The organism is Teretinema zuelzerae (assembly GCF_021021555.1).
GTDB lineage: Bacteria > Spirochaetota > Spirochaetia > Treponematales > Treponemataceae > Teretinema > Teretinema zuelzerae.
In genome coordinates, this window is sequence record NZ_JAINWA010000003.1 from 536115 (window position 1) to 555290 (window position 19176).

12 protein-coding genes, 1 pseudogene and 1 riboswitch are annotated in these 19176 nt (G+C 59.5%); of the genes and pseudogenes, 6 read left to right on the top strand and 7 right to left on the bottom strand.

Translation table 11 applies throughout. The features are described 5' to 3' along the window. Window positions 1-19: 19 nt before the first annotated feature. The gene (locus tag K7J14_RS09730) at window positions 20-1519 is read right to left on the bottom strand and encodes an NAD(P)-dependent malic enzyme (RefSeq protein ID WP_230755698.1); all 1500 of its coding nucleotides are present in this window, start codon (window positions 1517-1519) and stop codon (window positions 20-22) included. Between the two features lie 28 nt (window positions 1520-1547). Next, the gene (locus K7J14_RS09735) at window positions 1548-3299 is read right to left on the bottom strand and encodes a methyl-accepting chemotaxis protein (protein ID WP_230755699.1); all 1752 of its coding nucleotides are present in this window, start codon (window positions 3297-3299) and stop codon (window positions 1548-1550) included. Window positions 3300-3344: 45 nt separating this feature from the next. On the opposite strand from K7J14_RS09735, the gene K7J14_RS09740 reads away from it, so the two are divergent. The 4 genes from K7J14_RS09740 to K7J14_RS09755 are packed head-to-tail and all read left to right on the top strand — an operon-like array spanning window position 3345 to window position 10613. Beyond that, a complete protein-coding gene (locus K7J14_RS09740; RefSeq protein WP_230755701.1) occupies window positions 3345-4679 on the top strand; it encodes an exonuclease SbcCD subunit D in 1335 nt (444 codons plus the stop codon). After that, window positions 4669-7731 (top strand): AAA family ATPase, encoded by a 3063-nt coding sequence (locus tag K7J14_RS09745; protein WP_230755703.1) that lies wholly within the window; start codon window positions 4669-4671, stop codon window positions 7729-7731. The genes K7J14_RS09740 and K7J14_RS09745 overlap by 11 nt, the downstream gene beginning before the upstream one ends. Then, the gene (locus K7J14_RS09750; RefSeq protein ID WP_230755705.1) at window positions 7728-9158 is read left to right on the top strand and encodes a nicotinate phosphoribosyltransferase; all 1431 of its coding nucleotides are present in this window, start codon (window positions 7728-7730) and stop codon (window positions 9156-9158) included. The genes K7J14_RS09745 and K7J14_RS09750 overlap by 4 nt, the downstream gene beginning before the upstream one ends. A 39-nt stretch (window positions 9159-9197) precedes the next feature. Continuing rightward, window positions 9198-10613: an adenylate/guanylate cyclase domain-containing protein gene (locus K7J14_RS09755; RefSeq protein WP_230755707.1), complete on the top strand. Its 1416-nt coding sequence runs from the start codon at window positions 9198-9200 to the stop codon at window positions 10611-10613. Window positions 10614-10622: 9 nt separating this feature from the next. On the opposite strand, the gene K7J14_RS09760 is transcribed toward K7J14_RS09755, so the two are convergent. The 3 genes from K7J14_RS09760 to K7J14_RS09770 are packed head-to-tail and all read right to left on the bottom strand — an operon-like array spanning window position 10623 to window position 13506. Further along, window positions 10623-11342 carry a tRNA 2-thiocytidine biosynthesis TtcA family protein gene (locus K7J14_RS09760; protein ID WP_230755710.1) on the bottom strand — a complete coding sequence of 240 codons (720 nt, stop codon included), beginning with the start codon at window positions 11340-11342 and terminating at the stop codon, window positions 10623-10625. Window positions 11343-11383: 41 nt separating this feature from the next. Next, the gene (locus K7J14_RS09765; RefSeq protein WP_230755712.1) at window positions 11384-12394 is read right to left on the bottom strand and encodes a DUF523 domain-containing protein; all 1011 of its coding nucleotides are present in this window, start codon (window positions 12392-12394) and stop codon (window positions 11384-11386) included. Between the two features lie 2 nt (window positions 12395-12396). Continuing rightward, window positions 12397-13506: a DUF2974 domain-containing protein gene (locus K7J14_RS09770; protein ID WP_230755714.1), complete on the bottom strand. Its 1110-nt coding sequence runs from the start codon at window positions 13504-13506 to the stop codon at window positions 12397-12399. Window positions 13507-13627: 121 nt separating this feature from the next. After that, window positions 13628-13813: riboswitch (cobalamin riboswitch) on the top strand. A 2-nt stretch (window positions 13814-13815) separates the two neighbouring features. Between K7J14_RS09770 and K7J14_RS09775 the strand changes: the two genes are divergently transcribed. Both K7J14_RS09775 and K7J14_RS09780 read left to right on the top strand, forming a co-directional pair. Beyond that, window positions 13816-14430: a hypothetical protein gene (locus K7J14_RS09775; protein WP_230755716.1), complete on the top strand. Its 615-nt coding sequence runs from the start codon at window positions 13816-13818 to the stop codon at window positions 14428-14430. Continuing rightward, the gene (locus K7J14_RS09780; RefSeq protein ID WP_230755718.1) at window positions 14423-16399 is read left to right on the top strand and encodes a TonB-dependent receptor plug domain-containing protein; all 1977 of its coding nucleotides are present in this window, start codon (window positions 14423-14425) and stop codon (window positions 16397-16399) included. Before K7J14_RS09775 ends, K7J14_RS09780 begins: the two co-directional genes overlap by 8 nt. Before the next feature lie 110 nt (window positions 16400-16509). Here the strand turns inward: K7J14_RS09780 and K7J14_RS09785 are convergent. Both K7J14_RS09785 and K7J14_RS09790 read right to left on the bottom strand, forming a co-directional pair. Beyond that, window positions 16510-17381: pseudogene (locus K7J14_RS09785) on the bottom strand (bifunctional methionine sulfoxide reductase B/A protein). Between the two features lie 234 nt (window positions 17382-17615). Next, window positions 17616-19175 (bottom strand): discoidin domain-containing protein, encoded by a 1560-nt coding sequence (locus K7J14_RS09790; RefSeq protein ID WP_230755721.1) that lies wholly within the window; start codon window positions 19173-19175, stop codon window positions 17616-17618. Window position 19176 lies beyond the last annotated feature (1 nt).

The window sequence follows — 19176 nt, forward strand, 5'->3', positions numbered from 1 at the left end:
AAAAAACTCGGTCCGCTTCTTACTTCAAAGCCCGGGCCGAACGGGCCGCGGAAAGAGCGTACTCGAGAGCCTCGTCCAGAAGATCCTGCGGAACCTGGGGAACGGCGCCGGAGTTTTCGAGCATGCGGCTCACCGAGCGGGCGGCGTCGATATCGGCGCGGGCGCGGTCGTGCACCTCGTCCCAGCTCATCGTTACGCGTGCGACGCCCTCTTCGATCGCCTTCATGGCGACGTCGGCCGCTTCCACGGCGAACACTTCCGTGTCCTCCATGGTCACTACGATATGCTCTGTGTCTATGCCCTTTTTCTCCGAATAATCGGCGATCGAATGCGCGCAGGCGATTGCCATTGAATCGGTGATTTTGCGGCTGCGAACCAGCAGCGCCCCTTTGAGGATTCCGGGGAAGCACACCGAGTTGTTCACCTGGTTCGGGAAGTCCCCGCGGCCGGTGGCGACGATGAATGCGCCCGCTTCCTTGGCCTCGTGCGGCCAAATTTCCGGAACTGGATTCGCGCAGGCGAACACGATGGATTTCTCGGCCATCGAAGCGACCCACTCCTTGCGCACGGTTCCCGGTCCGGGAGTTGAAAGCGCGATGAGCACGTCGGCGCCCTTCACCGCTTCTTCTATCGAAGAAACGCGAGCGGGGTTGGTGGAGAGGCAGAGTTCCCACTTCCGGTAGTAGCGCGTGTCTTTTTCTACGTCGACGCGGCCGGCATGGAGCGGTCCGCGGGAGTCGCAGATAATCATTTTAGCGGGGTCCCCGCCGTCCGCGAGGATGAGGCGGGCGATGGTAGTGTTGGAGGCTCCCGCTCCGAGGAGGACGATTTTCGCCTGGGAGAGGGTTTTACCCGCGAGCTTGAGGGCGTTTAAAAGGCCGGCGAGCGTGATGCAGGCGGTTCCCTGAGCGTCGTCGTGCCACACGGGAATGTCGCAGACTTCGCGGAGCTCGTCGAGCACCTTGAAGCAATCCGGCTGGCTGATGTCCTCGAGATTGACCGCTCCGACCGACGGCTGGAGCATGCGCACGAATTCGATGATTTTATCGGGATCCTGGGAGCCCGCCTTCATGCCCTTTTTTTCGGCTTCGTCTGCACGCACCTTCGAATCGACGCAGAGCGCGATGGAATCGACGCCGCCGAGGTATTTCATCAGCATCGCCTTGCCTTCCATAACGCCGAGTCCGCCGGGCGGAGTGCAGTCGCCGTCGCCGAGCACGCGGGTCGAGTTGCTGACGACCGCGACGAGGTTGCCGCGGTTCGAAAGAGTGAAGGATTCGTCGTTGTCGTCGCGGATCGCCGTAGAGACGGCGGAAACTCCGGGGGTGTACCAGACGTTGAACCAGTTGAATCCTGAAAGCCCGCATTTGGGAACGGTTTGCATCTTCCCGCCGTAAAAACGGTGAGCCAGCAGGGATAGCCGCTTCAGGAACAGGGTTTTTGCCTGGGCTTTTTCAGCCTCGGAAAAGTCCGCCGGAAATACATCGGAAAGATTATTCAGGGTTGGTTCGAGTTTCATGCCGGACAGAATAGCATAGAAACCGTTCTTACTTCAACTGAGAAAGCGTTTCGTTCATGGCGGCTCCCGAATCCTTCATCGATTCGGCCTGCTGCTTGAATTCGCCCATTACGTCCTTCAAACCGTCGAGCATGAGGGACAACGCGGTAACGCCGTCGAATACGCGGCTGGAAATCATGTCGAGTTCGCGCATCGAATGGGCGATTGCCCCGGCGCCTTCGGACATGCTGCCGGCGTTTTTCGTCACGTTCTGCGACACCTCGCCCAGCGTTTTCATGGTGTCGCGCACCTGCTTGCTGTCGCGATCCGAACTGACGAGGGCGTCGGCGAAGTTTTTAATGGTGCTGTACACGATGCCGATATGCGACGCGATGTCTTCGAAGGCCTGTTCCAGGTCGCCGCTCGAAGAGGCCATCTGCGTGATGTTGTCTACTATTTCTTCTATTGAACTGCCGATTTCGCGGGAGCTTTCCGAGCTTGCCTCGGCGAGCTTGGTGATTTCCTCGGCGACTACTGCGAAGCCCTTGCCCTGGTCTCCGGCGTGGGCGGCTTCGATGGCCGCGTTGAGCGCGAGCATGTTCGTCTGCTCGGCGATGTTCTCGATGACGGAGGCCATGCCGTTTATGCGCGAAATGCTCTCGCTGATGAGGGTGATTTTCTGGTAGGTCGACGAGAACAGCTGCTGGCCCTGGTCGGATGAGCGTACAAGATCCTGTATGACCTTTTCGTCCCGATGAAGATCCTCCGCCATGTCGCTGATCACGCCGATCATGCCGTCCACCGAGGACATCGAGCCTTCCACTACTTCCTTCTGGTTCATGATGCCGGCGTCCAGACTGTTGAGCCCGGTGGTTACCCGGTCGAGGCCGGTTTTCACGATCTTCACCTGCTCCTCGAGGGTGATGACTTCGTTTCGGATGCTTTCGATGAAACCGTCCACCACCTCGAAGGTCGAGGAAGTGTTGTCCAGGGACGACGAGAGATTCGTGCTTGTTTCAAGCGTGCGCGAGGCCTCGGCCTTTACCGAGGAAACAAGGCGATGCACCGATTTGACGAAGTCTCCCATGCGCGAGACGGCGTCGTTTCCCGGCTTCTCCGACAGCTCGACGGCGCAGGAGCTGAAGTCGCCGTTGGACATGCATTCAAGCAGGGAGGTTACCTGCCTGGTCGCCCGGGAGACCGAGCGGGAGAGAAGCCATACGGCGAACAAACCCAGCAGCCAGGTCGAGACGATGATTCCGGCGGACACCATGAAGGAGAGAATCCGGTAATCGAGTATGCGTTCGTTCAAGGCCGCAAGCGCGTCTGCGAGAAGGCCGCGGAACGAATCGATGCGCGACGAAAGGGCGTCCGCGGACAGGTACCAGGACGCGCGAAGGCCCTGGTCGGACGGATCGCCCGAAAGATCCTCGTAGCCGGGAAGCACGCGCGAGGAGCGCGACAGAAGGTCTGCCAAATCGGCGGACGAGGACAGTTCGGCTATAAGTGCTTCGTTGCCGAAGGCGAGAAGATCGCCGGGAGAAGCGAGGCGGGAGGCGGAATCCTGCACGGATTGCAAGGAGGCCGCGAGGGCTTCCCGGCGGCTTGGAGCGGGGGCCGAAACCGAGCGGTAGAGCTCGGTCTGAAAATCCGAAAGGGAGCCGTCGAGCGCGACGAGAACATCGTGCGAGCGCTGGATGCGGTTAGCCGGAGACACGACGAGAAGAAATGCCCCTGCCGTACAGCACAGAAGAAAAATAAGCGAAACAGAAAAGAGCGTTATCTTAAAACCGGTTCTCATACGCCAACCCTTTACAGAAAGCTGCTTTGTTTTTACAGTGTCGGTATGAAACTGCTCCATACCGGCGACCTGCATCTGGGAAAGACCCTACATGAAACTCCGCTGATCGACGATCAAAAAAGCATGCTCGAGCAGCTCATCGCGGAACTGGCCCGGGACGACTACGCCGCCCTGCTGATCGCGGGAGACATTTACGACCGGACGATTCCGGGCGCGGACGCCGTCGAACTGTTCAGCTCGTTTCTGGGAAATCTGCGGACGCGCTTTCCGGATCTGGCGGTATGCTTTATCCCCGGAAACCATGATTCCGCTCAAAGGCTCGGCTTCGCGGACACCATCCTGAAAACCCGGAACATCCATGTCGTAAGCGACCCCGAACAATCCTTCCACCCTCTTATTATAACCGGAAAAACCGGCGAGCGTACAGCTCTATTTCTGCTCCCCTTTCTCGCGGCGGGAACCCTCTCGCCTGAAAAGCTCAAAGAAGAAAACGGCGAAGCCGCCGACGCACAGCAAACAACAAGAATCGCGCATGCCGCGACGGAACCGAAAGCCGGGGAATTCGACTTTGGATCGAAGGACGACGATGCAAGCCGGACACGGAGCGACAGCGGCGCCGGTAACGATGAACATCAGGCGTTGATGAGCCAGGGGGAGCTTGCCGCCGAAGCCTCCCGCCGTTTTTCGCGCGTCCTGTCCACGCCTGAAATGAAACAAGTCCCGACGGTCCTGGTCGCCCACCTGTATACGCAGGGAGGACTCCAATCCGATTCCGAGCGGGCGTTTCTGGGAACCGCGGAGCGGGTATCTCCGGAACTCTTCAGGGATTTCAGCTACGTCGCGCTGGGGCACCTCCACCGCCCGCAGAAGGCCGCCGAGCGGATGTACTACGCGGGCTCGCCGCTCGCCTACTCCTTCGACGAGGCCGGAGACAGGAAGGCCTTCCTGAAGGTGGAAATCGACTGCGCCGCGCCGGGTTTTCCGGCCACGGTTACGCAGATTCCCGTAAAGCCCGATCGGGCCGTGGTGCGTCTTTCCGGAGCCTTCGAGGATTTCTATTCAAAGACGACGCACGACCGGCACGCGGCCGATTACCTTGAAATCACATTGACGGACGAGGGAATGGTGGCGAACCCGATGAACCTCCTCCGTCCGAAGTTCCCCTGGCTTTTGAGCATCCGGCAGGGACAGTGCGCCTCCGGTGCGCAGGGATCGAACGGAGACGGTGACGCAGGAAGGGCGGAACCGGCGGCGGCCGAAGCGAAACGGGACCCGGCGGCCGACTTCGACGCTTTTCAAATCATGCTCAGAGGGGAAGCGGACCAGCAAAAAAGCGGTCTATTTCGAACCCTTTTAAAGGAGGCTTCCGATGAGGCCTGAACAGCTTACCCTCGTCAACATCGGGCCCTTTCAGGGAACCCATCGCATCGATTTTTCGGTTCTCGGAGACATCTTCCTGATATTCGGCAAAACGGGGGCGGGCAAAACGACGCTCTTCGACGCGCTTTCCTACGCCTTTTACGGAGACGTTCCCGGAGCCCGGAGCGGAAATCCGAGATCGATGCGGAGCCACTTCGCCCTCGACGGCGAGGAAAGCTCGGTCGAACTGATTTTCTCCCTGAGCGGAAAAAAATACCGCATCACTCGTATTCCCCCGAACGAAAAAATCGGGGTGAGGTCCGGCAAAATTCAGGCGGTTCCGGAAGAAGCCGCGCTCGACGAATGGAGGGACGGCGGATGGATGAGCCGGACTTCGACGAATAAAAGCGACACGGACAAATCGATTCTTTCGCTCATCGGCCTTTCGGCGGAGGAATTTTCCCGGATAGTGCTCTTGCCCCAGGGCGAGTTCGCGCGCTTTCTCAGGCAAAACTCGGCGGAGCGCAAGGAGGTGCTTTCAAAGCTCTTCCCGGTGGACTCGTACGCCCGCGTGATCGAGATCGCCCGTTCGCGCGCGCGGGACGCGGCGGCCGCCCTGAAAGAAACGGAGCAAAACCTCGCTTCGCTCCGGAAGGAGGAAGACGCGCTCCCGGAGGGCCGGTCGAAGGAACAGGCCGCAGAAGCCCTGGCGTCGCTGCGGATCGCGCGCGACGCTTTGCGCAGACAGTACGCCTTGCGTTCGGAAACGGTAGCGGAGGCCCGCGCGGCTTCGGAGCGGAAGCGCCGCATCGGGGAGCTCGAAGAAGAGAAAAAACTCCTCGATTCGCGCAAGGACCTGCTCGACGGTCTGGCCGCGCGCGTCCGCTCGTCGCGGAAAGCCCGGCCGCTCGCTGAGACGGCAGACCGCCTGGACGGCGAAAAAAAGAAGGGAGCTGAGCGGGAGCGGGAGATCGCGGAAACAGAAAAAGAATTGATCAAAACTGCCGAGATCCTTTCCGGCCTCGAAGGCAGGGAAGCGGAAACCGCCCGGCTCGCCGCCGAGCGAGAAGAGCTCGCGCTCAGAAAGGAACGCCTGCGCATCGCGATCGATATCGCGGAAAAAATAGAAGAGTCGGGAGCATCCCTCTCCGAAATGAAGGCGGCGCTCGCACAGGCGAAAAAAGACGAAGAGGTCCAAAAGACCGTTCTCGATGACATAACGGAAAAACTCGCGCTATTAGAAAAAGACGCGGGGAACCTCGACCGGTACGCGCAGGAACTCCAGGACGCGCGCGACGCCCTCGAAGAAACGAGACGAGCGAACGCGCTCGCGGAGGACTGCGAACGCGAGCGGAAGGCCGCAAGCGCGCATCAGGCGGCCTATGAGAAGGTGCTCGCCGAGCTGGAAACTGCCCAGCGCGACGCGGAAATCGCCCGCGCGGAACTCGACGATCTCAGAGAGGGAGCAAGACGCGCAGAGAGGGAGAGCGCGGCGGAACAGCTGGCGGAAAACCTCGCTCCCGGGATGCCCTGCCCCGTGTGCGGCTCGCTCGAGCACCCTGCTCCCGCCGCGAAAAAGGCCGCCGCGATTCCCTGGGCCGAGCGGATCGCCGCCGGAGAGCGGAGACTCGAAGCGCTCCGGAAAAAACTGACGGAACTGCAACGGGAAACCGCCGCGCGTGAGGCTGGAATGAAGGCCGCCCGCGAGCGGCTCGGCGAACTGCTTCCCGGAAACGCGTCCTGCGCAGCCCTTCCCGCCCCGGAAGAAGCCGCGAAACTGCTTGCCGACGCCGTTACCCGGGCGAACGCGGCCGCCGAGCGCGCGGGAAAGGCGCGTACAGCCTGGAGAGAAAGCGAAGCCCTCAGGCAAAAAAGAGAGGCCGCCCAACGGGAAGCGGAGCGGATCGGCGCCCGTAAAACAGACATTAACGCCCGCGCCGCGGAAGCGAAGGCCGCCCTCGAGGCGGCTCGCGGACGCTGGAAAGAAGCCGGGCTTGAAGAAGGAACCGACGCCGGCGAAGCCTTCGAGCAATGCGCCTCGCGGATGCTGGAAATAGAACAGGAAATTTCGTCCCGCCGGGAACGGCTCGAGAACGCGGGAAAACGGAAAACAAGCCTCGAAGCCACCCGTGAAGCCCTTAAAAAGGCGATGGAAGAATCCCTTCCGGAAATTAAGCGGCTGGAAACGGACTTTGCCTCCGCGGCGGCTGCAGCCGGTTTTCCGGACGGCGAAGCCGTGCGAAACGCCCTGTTGTCGCACGAAGAAGAAGAACAGGCGGATCGCGAAATCGCCGCGTGGAACGAAAAGAGGCACTCCCTCGACGGCAGCCTCGAGCGGCTGAAAACCGAGCACTCGCTGTGGAAGGGTCCGTCCGAGGCGGAGGCTCTCGCCGCCCTTGGAGAAACGGAACAGGCGATGCGGGAGGCCGACCGGGAATTAGAAAAAAACACCGCCGCCCTGGCCGCCCTCGAAAACCTCGAACGGCGCAGGTCGGTTCTGGAAGCCGAACGCGCGGAACGCTCGCTCACCGCGGGCCGCCTGCAATCCCTTTCCGACGATCTTTCCGGCAACAATCCGGCGCGCGTGAGCTTCGACGCGTGGATTCTGGGAATGTATCTCGAAGAAATCACCGCATACGCGAACCTCAGGCTCGAGCGAATGAGCGAAGGCCGCTACCGCATCCAGCTGAACGGCTCCTACCGCAGGGGAAACGCCCTTTCGGGCCTTGAACTGGAGATCGTCGACGCGTGGACGGGAAAGGTCCGCCCTTCGGCAACGCTTTCAGGCGGAGAAACCTTCATGGCGTCCATCAGTTTGGCGCTCGGACTCGCGGACTCGATCCAGAGCCGCTCGGGCGGAATCCAGCTCGACGCCATCTTCATCGATGAAGGCTTCGGCTCCCTCGACGAGTCGAGCCTTGAGCGGGCGGTGACCATATTGGACGAAATCAGGGGAAGCCGCATGGTCGGCATCATTTCCCATGTATCCGAATTGCGCACGCGCATCCCCGCCCGGGTGGAAATCGTCAAGACCGGCACCGGATCGCGGATAGAACAGGGAGAACCGGAATGAACGCGAATCCTCTTTTTACCGATTTTTATGAACTGACGATGGCCCAGGGATACTGGAAAAAGGGCTTGAACACGCAAACGGTCTTCGACATGTTTTTTCGCCGCCCTCCCTTCGGCGGCGGGTTCTCCGTATTCGCCGGACTCGATCCGCTTCTGGACACGCTGGAAAACCTGCGTTTCGGGACGGACGACATCGAGTACCTTTCCAGCCTCGGGATCTTCGAGCGGGGATTTCTCGACTACCTCTCCGGTTTCCGCTTTACCGGAGACGTGCTCGCGATGAAGGAAGGCTCGCTCGCCTTCCCGAACGAACCGCTCGTGCGCGTCCACGCCAACGCGATCGAGGCCTCCGTCATCGAGGGGCTGCTGTTGAACATCGTCAATTTCCAGACGCTGATCGCGACCAAGACCGCGCGGATCTGGCTCGCGTCGCGCCGGGGCTCGCTGATGGAATTCGGGCTGAGGAGGGCTCAAGGCTTCGACGGAGCCATGAGCGCAAGCCGCGCGGCGTACATCGGAGGGGCCGCGGGAACGAGCAATACGCTCGCCGGGAAAACCTGGGGCATTCCCGTTATGGGCACCATGGCTCACGCCTGGGTGATGAGCCACCCCGACGAGAAAACAGCCTTCAACGCCTATGCCGAGCAGTATCCGGACAAGTCCGTCTTCCTCAGCGACACCTACGACACCCTCGGTTCGGGGATAGAAGCCGCGATCGACGCGGGAAAAAAGCTTGCCGGGAAGGGAAAAAACTTCGGGGTGCGCCTCGATTCCGGCGACATCCAGTATTTGAGCGTCGCGGTCAGAAAGGCCCTCGACGAGGCGGGACTGACGAAGGCGACCATTACCGTATCCAACGAGCTGACCGAAGAAATCGTCGAGTCTCTGGTATTGAACGGCTCTCCGATCGATTTCTGGGGAGTCGGCACCCACATGGTGACCGGCGGAAGCGAATCGTCCCTTACCGGAGTCTATAAGCTTTCGGCGAAGACGGGAGCCGACGGACGACTGGAGCCGGTCATGAAGCTGTCGGAAAATCCGGAGAAGGCGACGAATCCGGGAGTCAAACAGGTATGGCGGCTCTACAACGAGGACGGCAGCATGGAAGCGGACATCCTCGCGCTCGAAGGCGAAGAGATTAAAACCGGCCGCGAAATGCGATACTTCCACCCGACGAATCAGGGGCAGAGCTTTACCTTCGCCCCGGCGAGCGCGGAAGCGCTTCTCCAGCCGGCGATGCGCGCAGGCAAACGGCTCCGCGCTCCCGCCCCGCTTGCGGAGATCCGGGCCTGGGCCGGAGCTCAGTTCGACCGCATCGACCCTACCTATCTCAGGATACTCAATCCCCATGTCTACAAGGTATCGCTGACTGAAAACCTTCGGGACATGAAATGCGGATTCATCGCGGAATACGGCAGGCAAAAATGACCTTGTTTCCCGGTTTTAAACGTCCTATACTGTAATGATATGGAAAATCTAAAAAGCGACGCAGCTGAAAAAGTCATCGATCCTGAACTCATAAAAAAAATCGAGGAATTCTATCTTCCGCGCCATCTGGTAAAGGCGATATACGACATAGGAGACATACCCGCTTCCTCTCAGGAAACCCAGGTAGGAGTCGGCTTCATCGACATCGCCGATTACACCCGCCTTTCCCGCTATCTCAGCCCCAAGGAAAACCAGATCCTTCTCAACGGACTCTACACCGCGTTCCAGATCGTCCTGGTCCGCCACGGCGGCTTCCTCAACAAGATCGAGGGAGATTCCATGATGTTCCAGTTCGACGACATCCTGGACAAAAAGCTCTGGGACAAGGACAGAAAAGAGCGCATCGCCATCGTCGCGAGGGAGCTCTTCTACACCTGCGTCGAAATGCAGCGGGTGTGCATCCTGTTCAACCAGGCCCACGACGACTTCCTCGAACAGTACGCGACTCCCGAGGCGAAGCAATGCCTCGACGAAGCCTTCAAGATCATCACCCAGCTCAGGTGCAAGGACGATATATCGTCGACCCTGTTTGCGTTTTTCCAGATCCGCATCCGAATCGGCGCGAACATTGGCGAGGTGACGATCGGAAACTTCGGCCCCGAGGGCGCCAAGCAGTGGGACGTGATCGGAATGCCGGTCATCAACGCGAAACGGATGGAAAGCACCGCGCCGATCGGCGGCTTGCGGATATCGGACGAGTTTTATCAGATACTGGAAGAAAACGGCATCACCGAGGACTACTGGATCCATTTCCGCAAGGAAGCCGAACGGATGCACAGCGTCTACCGCGACATCGAGCGGGATGAACTGTTCAAATTTCGCGAAGTGGTCATCCACGAAAAGCACGGGGCGATCTACCGGACCTACAGCGTCCAGGTGTACCCCGGATTGCCGGAATCCCTGAGCCGCCAAACCATGGCCCTTCTCAATCACGGAGAAAAGGGAGTGGCAGAAATCGTCGAGTTCTTCCGCTACTACCGGGCGAACCATTTCATCATCGACGAGCTCGAACGCATGCTCGCGGCCCAGGGCGTGGTATTCCGCAAAAAGGAGATCATCGACCTCATCTTCTCCAAGCTGAATAAAAGCACCAAGCCCAAGAGCGAGCTGAGCCTTTTCAAGATTTTCTCCTACATGGACCGCTATCTGGACTTCGTGCAGAAAAAGCCGGAATCGCAGGATTTCCCGGACTTCATCAGCTACGGCCAGTACACGGCGACCCTGAGGGAGCAGTTCATCGAGAATTTCGAAACCCAGAAACGCATCCAGCTCCAGAGAAGCTGGTTCATCGGAGTCGTCGTCCCCCTCGCCTACGCGAGCCTCGAAGCATCCTTGCTCGAATTCCAGCACCGCAGCGAGGAGCTCGAGGAAGCCGAAGAACTGCTGGACGAGTGAACGGACCGATTACGGCAGGTAGGCGGGTTTTACGTTGCGGAGGGCTTCGAAGAGGCGGGTTTTTTCGGCGTAGCTGCCGCCGGTGAGAGCGTCGAGCTTGCCGCGGGCGGATTTCCGGCCGGAGTTATCCTGATACTCGCAGGTGCAGGTGCTGGAAATGTAGCCCGATTCCGTCGCGTGGCGGACGATCATGGGGATGTCCGCGAAGCATAGCGGCCGGATCACCGTGACCGGATATTTTTCGTATTTCAGACGGGGCGGCATCGTGGACAGCTCGCCCTTCTGCAGGGCGTTCATGAGCAGGGTTTCCAGAATGTCGTCAAGATGATGGCCGAGGGCGATCTTGTTGAAGCCTTCGCGGATCGCGTATTCATTGAGTTCGGTGCGTCGCTGGGTCGCGCACCACCAGCAGTTCATCTTTCTGCCGGGCTTGAGCCGGCCCAATACCGACACGTCTATCGTATGTAGAGGAACGCCCCACGCGCGAAAACGCTCGACGAGCTCGGGAGCGAGGGGCGAGCCTATCTCCGTCGCGACGTGGACAGCCTCAACGGAAAAGCGCGGCCCGCCGTGGCGCGCGAGGCGCAGCAAGCGGGAGCCGAAGTATTCTACGAGGGCGGTGGAATCCTTTCCGCCGGACGCGCCGATCAGGATGCGGTCGCCGTCTTCTATCATGTCGTATTCGGCGACGCCGTGGTCGATGACGCTGAAGAGTTTTGGATTAGCCATGAGCCGACTATAACAGAAATGACGGCCTTCCGTCTCGCTCTTCAGTCCTCCACGCTCTCCGGGACGTCGCCGGAGAACTCGGTCGCCTCCGGGTCAGCCTCGTCCGCCCCCGAGGAAGCGGCTTCGTCCCGCCTGCGGTACCTGACGGGAGAAGAGCCGAACAGCACGCCTTCCCGGGACGCGAGAATTTCAAGAGACAGGCATTCCCGCGCTACGGCGAGCACGCCCCGCTCGTCGGTGGGCATCAGGACGGACTGGTTTTCCAGAGCGAAGCGTTTGCGCAGGAATACGTAGTTTTTCCACAGGGATTGCTTGATCTTCCGGGGCTCGGAGGGAGTGCGAAGGAGATCAAGGACTTCAGTTTTAAGAGACTCCCTTGCGGCGGCGTCGAGCGTATTGACGGCGGCGATCCTTCGCCCGATGCCGTCTGCCTTCGAACGCGAGAGTTCCTGGCAGAGGAATTTGAGCACGTGCCAGCTTTCCACGACAACGGAGGGGCCGGTCTTTTGATCGGAGAAATCCCTGGATTCGAGCCACACCCAGGCGAACATCCGCCTTCGCCAGTCCCACCAGCGGAGGGGGCTTTGCATATCCTGGGCGGGAATGAGGAAAAAGCCGCGCGAGAGGAGGAGGGAGCCGAAGATTCCCGGCGGGTGGCCGAGGCGCTTGTTTTTCAGCGAGGTGCGGTAGACTCCGCAGCTGGGGCTTCCTTCCATGAAGACGAACACTTTCACGCCGCCGCGGACGAGGGTGTCGAGGCAGGCGGCGCAGCCGGCCTTCATTTCGGAGCCGACGTCGCGGCCGCCGCGGGTTTTAAGGGAAGCAGTTCCCTTCCAGAAATCGTCGCCGTTGCCGCCGCGAAGGCTCACGGGGCTGCGGGGAACTCCGAGGCCGCTCATCGCCTCCGGGCACACGGGATGCCACACGAAGTCGCCCCGCTCCCTCCCGATGAAACGGGTCGAGTCGAGGCCCTTGCCGTTATAGCGCACCGGAGCGCCGAACTGGCAGGCGGAAATGCCGATCTGGATTTTTTCGTCGATGAGAGGTTCCATGCTCAACTCCTTTTTTTCCGTTCAGGTTCTTTAGCGACCAGATTCCTGGTCGCGGTTTTAAAGAGAAGGCCCGCGGTGTCCACGAGCATCGAGCGGGTTTCCGGATCGACGTTCTTGAAGGTTCTGATCATGGTGCGCGTGTGCTTGAGCCAATCGGAGGCGAAATCCCGCAAGGTGTGGGCCTTGGTGACTGTGACGATCTCCCAGAGGGAATCGATGAACAGCTCGCGTTTTTCCGGATCGACGGCCGCAAGCCAGTCGCGTATGGTGCGGTCTATGAAACGGCTCGAATCGTCCACCGTATCCACGCGGACGAAGTCCGGCCCTTCCACCGACCATGAGTACGGATCGTGCTGGAGGATGCCGGAGACGCTGCTCGAGACGATCGTATATTCTTCCTGATGCTCCAAAAGCATGCCGATGATCGAAGACTCGGGAACGAAGGCAAAAAGCCGGTTTTCTAATCGTTTAAATCCCGGGCTTGAGAGAACCGACGCGTCGAAGCCGGGGCCGTCGTTGTTGTAGACGCTGTGTATCCGCTTCTGGATGCGGGGATGCGCGAAGGCTGAAGAATACACGGCGAGGTTTCCGCCCTTGGAGTGCCCGCCGACGTAAAGGGGACCGCGGTAAGAGGAGGCGACCCGCTCAAGGTACGACAGGGCTTCCGTCTGGGCGGGTACCGGGCACATGAAGCTCATGTTGAAGTCTTCCTTCCAGCCGACCAGGGAAAGATCGGTTCCCCGGAAGGCGGCGAAAACGCTTTTTTTTCCGAAGCGGAAGCTGATGGCGGAAAACTGTTTTTCCTCCGCGAGGTCTGTACGGTTTACATAGGCGAAGGGAACCGTTTGGCCGAAGCGCCGGGAGAGGCCGCATACGCGCAAAAGCTCAAGATCCATTACGCTGCGGATTTTATCCTTCGGCACCTCCCGCCGCTGAAATTCGCGGGCGATCTCCGACAGGTCGGCGTCGGCGCGCTTGGAGCCGGAATCGACGAGGCCGTCGAAGGGGAGATAGGCAAGGACGCTGAAAATGAGGGCGTCTACGGGATTGAGGGGAGATTGTGAAAAGCTCAAATCCCCCCGCCAGCGCAGGTAATCGAAAATCGTCGTCATACGGTAAAAGCCTCCCCGGCTTCAAGTATACTTCACAAATCGCTGATTTTGTTAAAAACACGACGAGGCCTTCCCTTGACGAGGGCGGAGAAAGCGGATAGGTTTGCGGTGGTTCATTTCAAAGGAAGGGGGTGAAAATCCCCCGCTAAACCCGTAACTGTGAATGGGGACGATTCCGTCGAGGAAAGCCACTATCGCCGTTGCGACTCGAAGCCGTCGGCTTGCGGGACGCGACAGGATGGGAAGGCTGCACGGAAAAGGACGCCGGGAGAAACCCTCCCGCAGACACCCATGAGCCAGGAGACTTTGGTGACCGACCAGCAATTTCAGATCCGCGGGCATACGGAACTGAATGGAGACACCATGAAAAAGATCTCTTCCCTCCCCCTTGTTCTGGCAGCGGCCTTCGTCGCCGCGCTCAGCTTCGCTTCCTGCTCGTTCGACGCGAACACGGACGATCCGATAACCATTCCCGGAGCGCTTGAAGATTTCCCCGCGCTCGTCGGAACCTGGAACGCCTCGAGTTCATCAGACAAATACGTGTTGACGGACTCGACGTTGACCTATCACGATTATTCCGCCGGCGCGCCGGTCGCGTATACAGCCGATATCGAAAACCTCCGTTTTATCGATACCGAAAAAACAAGCGGCTATCTGACGGTGAAAATAACGGATGTAAACGAAGAGCTTACCTACGTATGGGACGGGGTTTCGTATCCGTCCTACACGCTTGAGGTCGGCACATTCATTTGCGTGTATTGGAAGAATCTTGATTCTGTTGCCGGTTCGGTGCAAATGGCGACGCCGTATAAATACGGCAGCAACTGCGACGGACTCGACACGACAGCGGAAGCTGAGGCCGAATACACCGTGGAGAACGAATACTTCGGAATGACCGGCGCCTACGTCCGTGCGAATGATTAAAGTCCGAATGCCCCGCCTCGCGCGGGCGGGGCTCTGTATTGGTTTTTTAATCGCCGCGCCCGGCTTCGCCGAGCTTAGCGAAGCTCTGCCGGCCGGCGATTACACTTCCGGAAGCGAGATTTTCAACGAAGAAGATTTTCCGCTTATATACGGCGACGGCCTGACGGTCGTGAGAAAGGCTCAGGTTACCGAAGACGCCCGGGTCTTGAACGAACAAGAGATACGCGAAATCAAGGCGGCAGACCTGGGAGAGCTTTTGGAAAAAGGCTTATGTATTGCGATCACGAGGAACGGCGGCTACGGCATGGTAAGCACGCCGAACCTGAGGGGATTCGGGTCGGGGCGGGTCGCGGTGCTCGTAAACGGAATCCCGGTAAACTCGGCCCAGAACGGATCCTTCGATCTCTCTTCTATAAATCCCGCCGCCGTCAGAAAAATCGAGGTTTCCCGGGGCGGAACCGACTCGCGCTTTACCGCGAGCGGGGCGATCGGCGGAACAGTGAACATTATTACGGGAACCGGCAACGACCCGGCCGCTCCGGACGGCTCGATCGGATTCAGAGCGGGAGCGTCGAACACGGCCCAGCTGCCGGCCGGAGAAACGGAAGACTACGCCGACACTCAGAATATCAATGTCGCGGTAAACGGAAAAAGCGGAAGACTCGAGTGGTCGGCGGACGCCTTCGCGAACAAGGCGGGAAACCATTACCGCTACGCGGACTCGCTGGGAAGGACGCTCCGCCTTGAGGGGAGCGAGGTTCTCGACGCGGGATTCCAGGGACGGGCAGATTTCAGAGCGACAGGAGCCGCGCGGATAACCGCGAACGGAAGCCTGTACTTCGCGGACAAACACAGCGCGGGGAAAATGAACAACGCCGATTCAGGCATTCAGGGAGACGCGCAGAGCCGGGAATCGGTTTCCGCCTCGCTCATCGGCTTTCCGTTCGCCGCAGCGGACACCGAAGCGACCGCCTCTCATGCGTGGACGCGCATGGACTGGGAAGACGGGTCGGGAAAATCCCGGCACGACCTAAACACCGCGTCTTTCATAGCGCGGCTGGCATGGTACGCCCGGGAAACGACAACCATTCACTTCGGAGCCGAGCTCGCGGGCAACGTTCTGGACTCGACGAATCTGGGATCAGGAATCAGCGCGATAGACGGAGCCGTCTGGACGGGAGGCGAATGGAAGCCGGAGAAGGCCTTCCTTGCGCATCCGTCGCTCAGGCTCGCGTACAGCGCAGGCGACATTGTGCCCATACCGAAAATAGGACTGGCCTGGTTCGGCGACAGCGGCTTCACGCTGAAAGGGAACGCGTTTCGAGTCTACAAAAGTCCCTCCTTCAATGATCTATACTGGTCTTCCGATGTCTGGGCCGAAGGCAATCCGGATCTCAAGCCGGAACACGGAGCGGGTGCGGACGCGGTAGTCGAGTATGCGGGGAATTCTGGTTTCGAGGCGGAAGCGAGCGCGCACGTTTCGCGGCTTTCCGACGCGGTAATATGGAGCCCGGAGGGGACAAAATGGAAGCCGATGAACGCAGGCGATGCGGTGTACTGGGGGCTCGACGCGCGGGCTGAATGGAAGGCGTCAAAACGGTTCAGGTTTGCCGGCGACTATTCGTACCTCGATTCGCGGGTGCTCACCGACGGCAGAAGCTTTTCCGACGGCAAACGCATGCCGTACCAGAGCAGGCACCGGGGCGGCGGAGAAGTCAGAGCGCAGTTCGCGCGCTGGTCGGGTTCGGTACGCGGAAACTGGCTGGGGAGCCGCTTCACCGCCATCGATAATCTGACGGAGCTGCCGGGAGTGTTCACGGTTGATTCGGGAATTACGGTGAAGGCGGGAAACGGGGTCGAGTTCTCCGTGACGGGGAGGAATCTCGGAGGGGCGGAATATGTTCTGGTGGAGGGATATCCGTTGCCGGGGAGAACAATAACTCTTGGGGTACAGTATACCTACCGGTAGGTATAGAAAGCCAGCTTGACATATATTTCCTTCTATACCTACCGGTAGGTATAGAAAGCAAGCTTGACATCTATCCCTCTATACCTACCGTTCGGTATAGAAAGCAAGCTTTACTCGCCCTCCCCCAACGGAACGCCCGCCCTCGAAGGATCGACATGGCAATACCCCATCGGATTCTTCTCAAGATACCGCTGATGATATTCTTCCGCCGGATAAAACTCCCCGGCGGGAGCAACTTCGGTTGTCACCTCGCCGCGGAACCGCCCGGCAGTTTCATACCCCGCTATCAACTCCCGCGCTATCCCCTCCTGCTCGCCGTCCAAAAAGAACACCGCCGACCGGTACTGCGTCCCGCGGTCGTTCCCCTGGCGGTTCAGCGTCGTCGGGTCATGGATCCTGAAAAAGTGCCTCAGCACATCCCGATAACTCAGCGCCTCAGGATCGAAGCGGATTCTCACCGCCTCCGCATGCCCCGTCTCCCCCGAACAAACAGACCGGTAATCAGGATCATCCGATCGCCCGCCCGTATAGCCGACAGCAGTATCCAGCACTCCCGGAACCCGCCTGAAATATTCCTCCAGGCCCCAGAAGCATCCCCCGCCACGATCGCAGTCCCTTCAGCCTCCGGCACGAACCGGAGCGCCGCCGAATTAATGCAATACCTCAAGCCCAGCGGAACCGGCCCGTCGTCGAAGACATGGCCCAAATGCGAGCGCGACGAACTCGACACCACCTCGGTCCTGACCATTCCATGCGAATAATCCGGCTTTTCGCTCAGCGCGTCCTTGAACGCCGGCTGCGAAAAACTCGGCCACCCGCACGACGACTCGAATTTATCGTCGGACGTAAACAGCAGCTCTCCGCTCAACACGTCGAGATAAAAACCCTTCTCCTGATTATTCCAATATGCGTTGCTAAAAGGCGGCTCGGTGCCCTGCTCCCGCGTCACGCGGTATTGCTCGGCAGTCAGCCGCGCGCGAATCTCCTCATCGGAAAGCGAAAAAGTCTTTCTTCGCCGATCGCCCTTGTTATCCATAGCTTACTCCTCAGAGCGTAATATACTGAGAAAATCGCAAAAAGAAAGCGTTAATAAAAAAGGGGAAGAACCTCGACCCGCTGAAGTGCGAAACCTGAGCCTACGCGTCTTCCCCTCCGCGCGCACACGGTCGCGCGCTACCCTATCTTTGAAAAGTCGAAGCCGATGCAGTACAGCGTTTCATTCGCCGTGAACGAACAATTCCCAGAGCGAATAGCCCCACTCCGAACTTCTTGCCATGCCCCGTATGCGGAGGTACCGAGCCGGCACGGGAGAGAACTCGACGCTCTCGATTCCGCCTTCGCCGCCGTTTTTCTCGAAGGCCAGCGACCAGGATTCCCCGTCGGCGGATACCTCTATCGCATAGCGCTTCGCATACGCCGTTTCCCATACGAGTGTGGCTCCCGACACCGTATGAACGGAGCCGAGGTCGACCGTAAGGCTCTGGTCGTCAGTCCAGCCGCTGCTCCACCTCGTGAAAAAATCTCCGTCGACCGCATACCGCGCTTCGTATTGTTCTTCCTCGGCCTTTGTCGAAACAGCTCCCGCGGCGGGAATCATCGAGGCATTCCCGCCCGCCGCGGCGCCGCCTGACGCGGGAGCTGTTATCAGCACGAAGGGATTGAGGGTCGAACTCGCGGCCGAACCGTCGTTCAGATACGCCTTTGCGCTGAGCCGGTGGACTCCGCGCACCGCGGGCGTCCACTGAAAAGCCCACGGTTTTGATTCAACCGAGCCGACGAGGCTCCCGTTGGAAAAATACGAAACCTTTTCCACCGACTCGGCGTTTTCAAGTTCGCACTCCAGCTCGACAGCGCTTCCGAAGCCGAAAGCGACCGGAAGCGATTCGGACCGCATGCGGATACGGCTTGGACGCGGGGGATGGTTGTAGAAAAAATCCGCGATCATGTCGCTCGCAAGACGGGGCCACTGGTGCCCGGCGGCGGGATAAAAAAGACTCGCCGTATCGCAGCGCTCTCCCTTCCAGACAGTCCCCTCGATGCCGTGCGCGTCATAAAATATGACTGGACCGTCCGACACGCCGTTTACGCGCTTCCAGAACTCGACGGAATCTTGAGCGGAAAGCATGTTCCACTCCCCGACCCCGTCGAAGGGCACGTCCTCGTCGTTCCGCGAATGGATATGCAAAACGGATACCGGCTCGAGGTCATCGCGCGGAGCGTCGGAGAAAACGCAGCCGGCGACCGGAGCGATCGCCGCGAATTTTCCGGGAAGACAGGCGGCAAGCTGGTACGCTTTGATTGCTCCTGCGGAATGACCCGCGGCATATATCCGTGCGGAATCGATGGAATACTTTTTCTGAAATTCGGAGATCATAGAGTCGAAGAACGCGGTATCGTCCGGCGATTCCCATCGCCTGTTCTTCCCGTCAGGATACACCATGATGAATTCGAGATCCTCGGCCATAGCGTCGAACGATGCAGTCTTCCGCATCGAGGCCCCGGTACCCGAAGCTCCGTGCAAAACGAACACGAGCGAATACGGCCTCGTTCCGTCATAGAGAGGAGGCACATGCATCGCGCCCCCTCTTCTCCTGCCGTTTACCTCGATCTCGAATCTGGTGGCGTTCTCCGTCACGGACAAACCGGTAAGTGCAGGTTTCCGGGCGCAGGAATAGAAAAGACTAAAAGACAACGCGAGACAAACGGAACAGAGCGTCCTGAAGAGAGAGCCATGAACCGTTTCCGGGCGGCGGATTTGCGCTGCATCATGGGACATA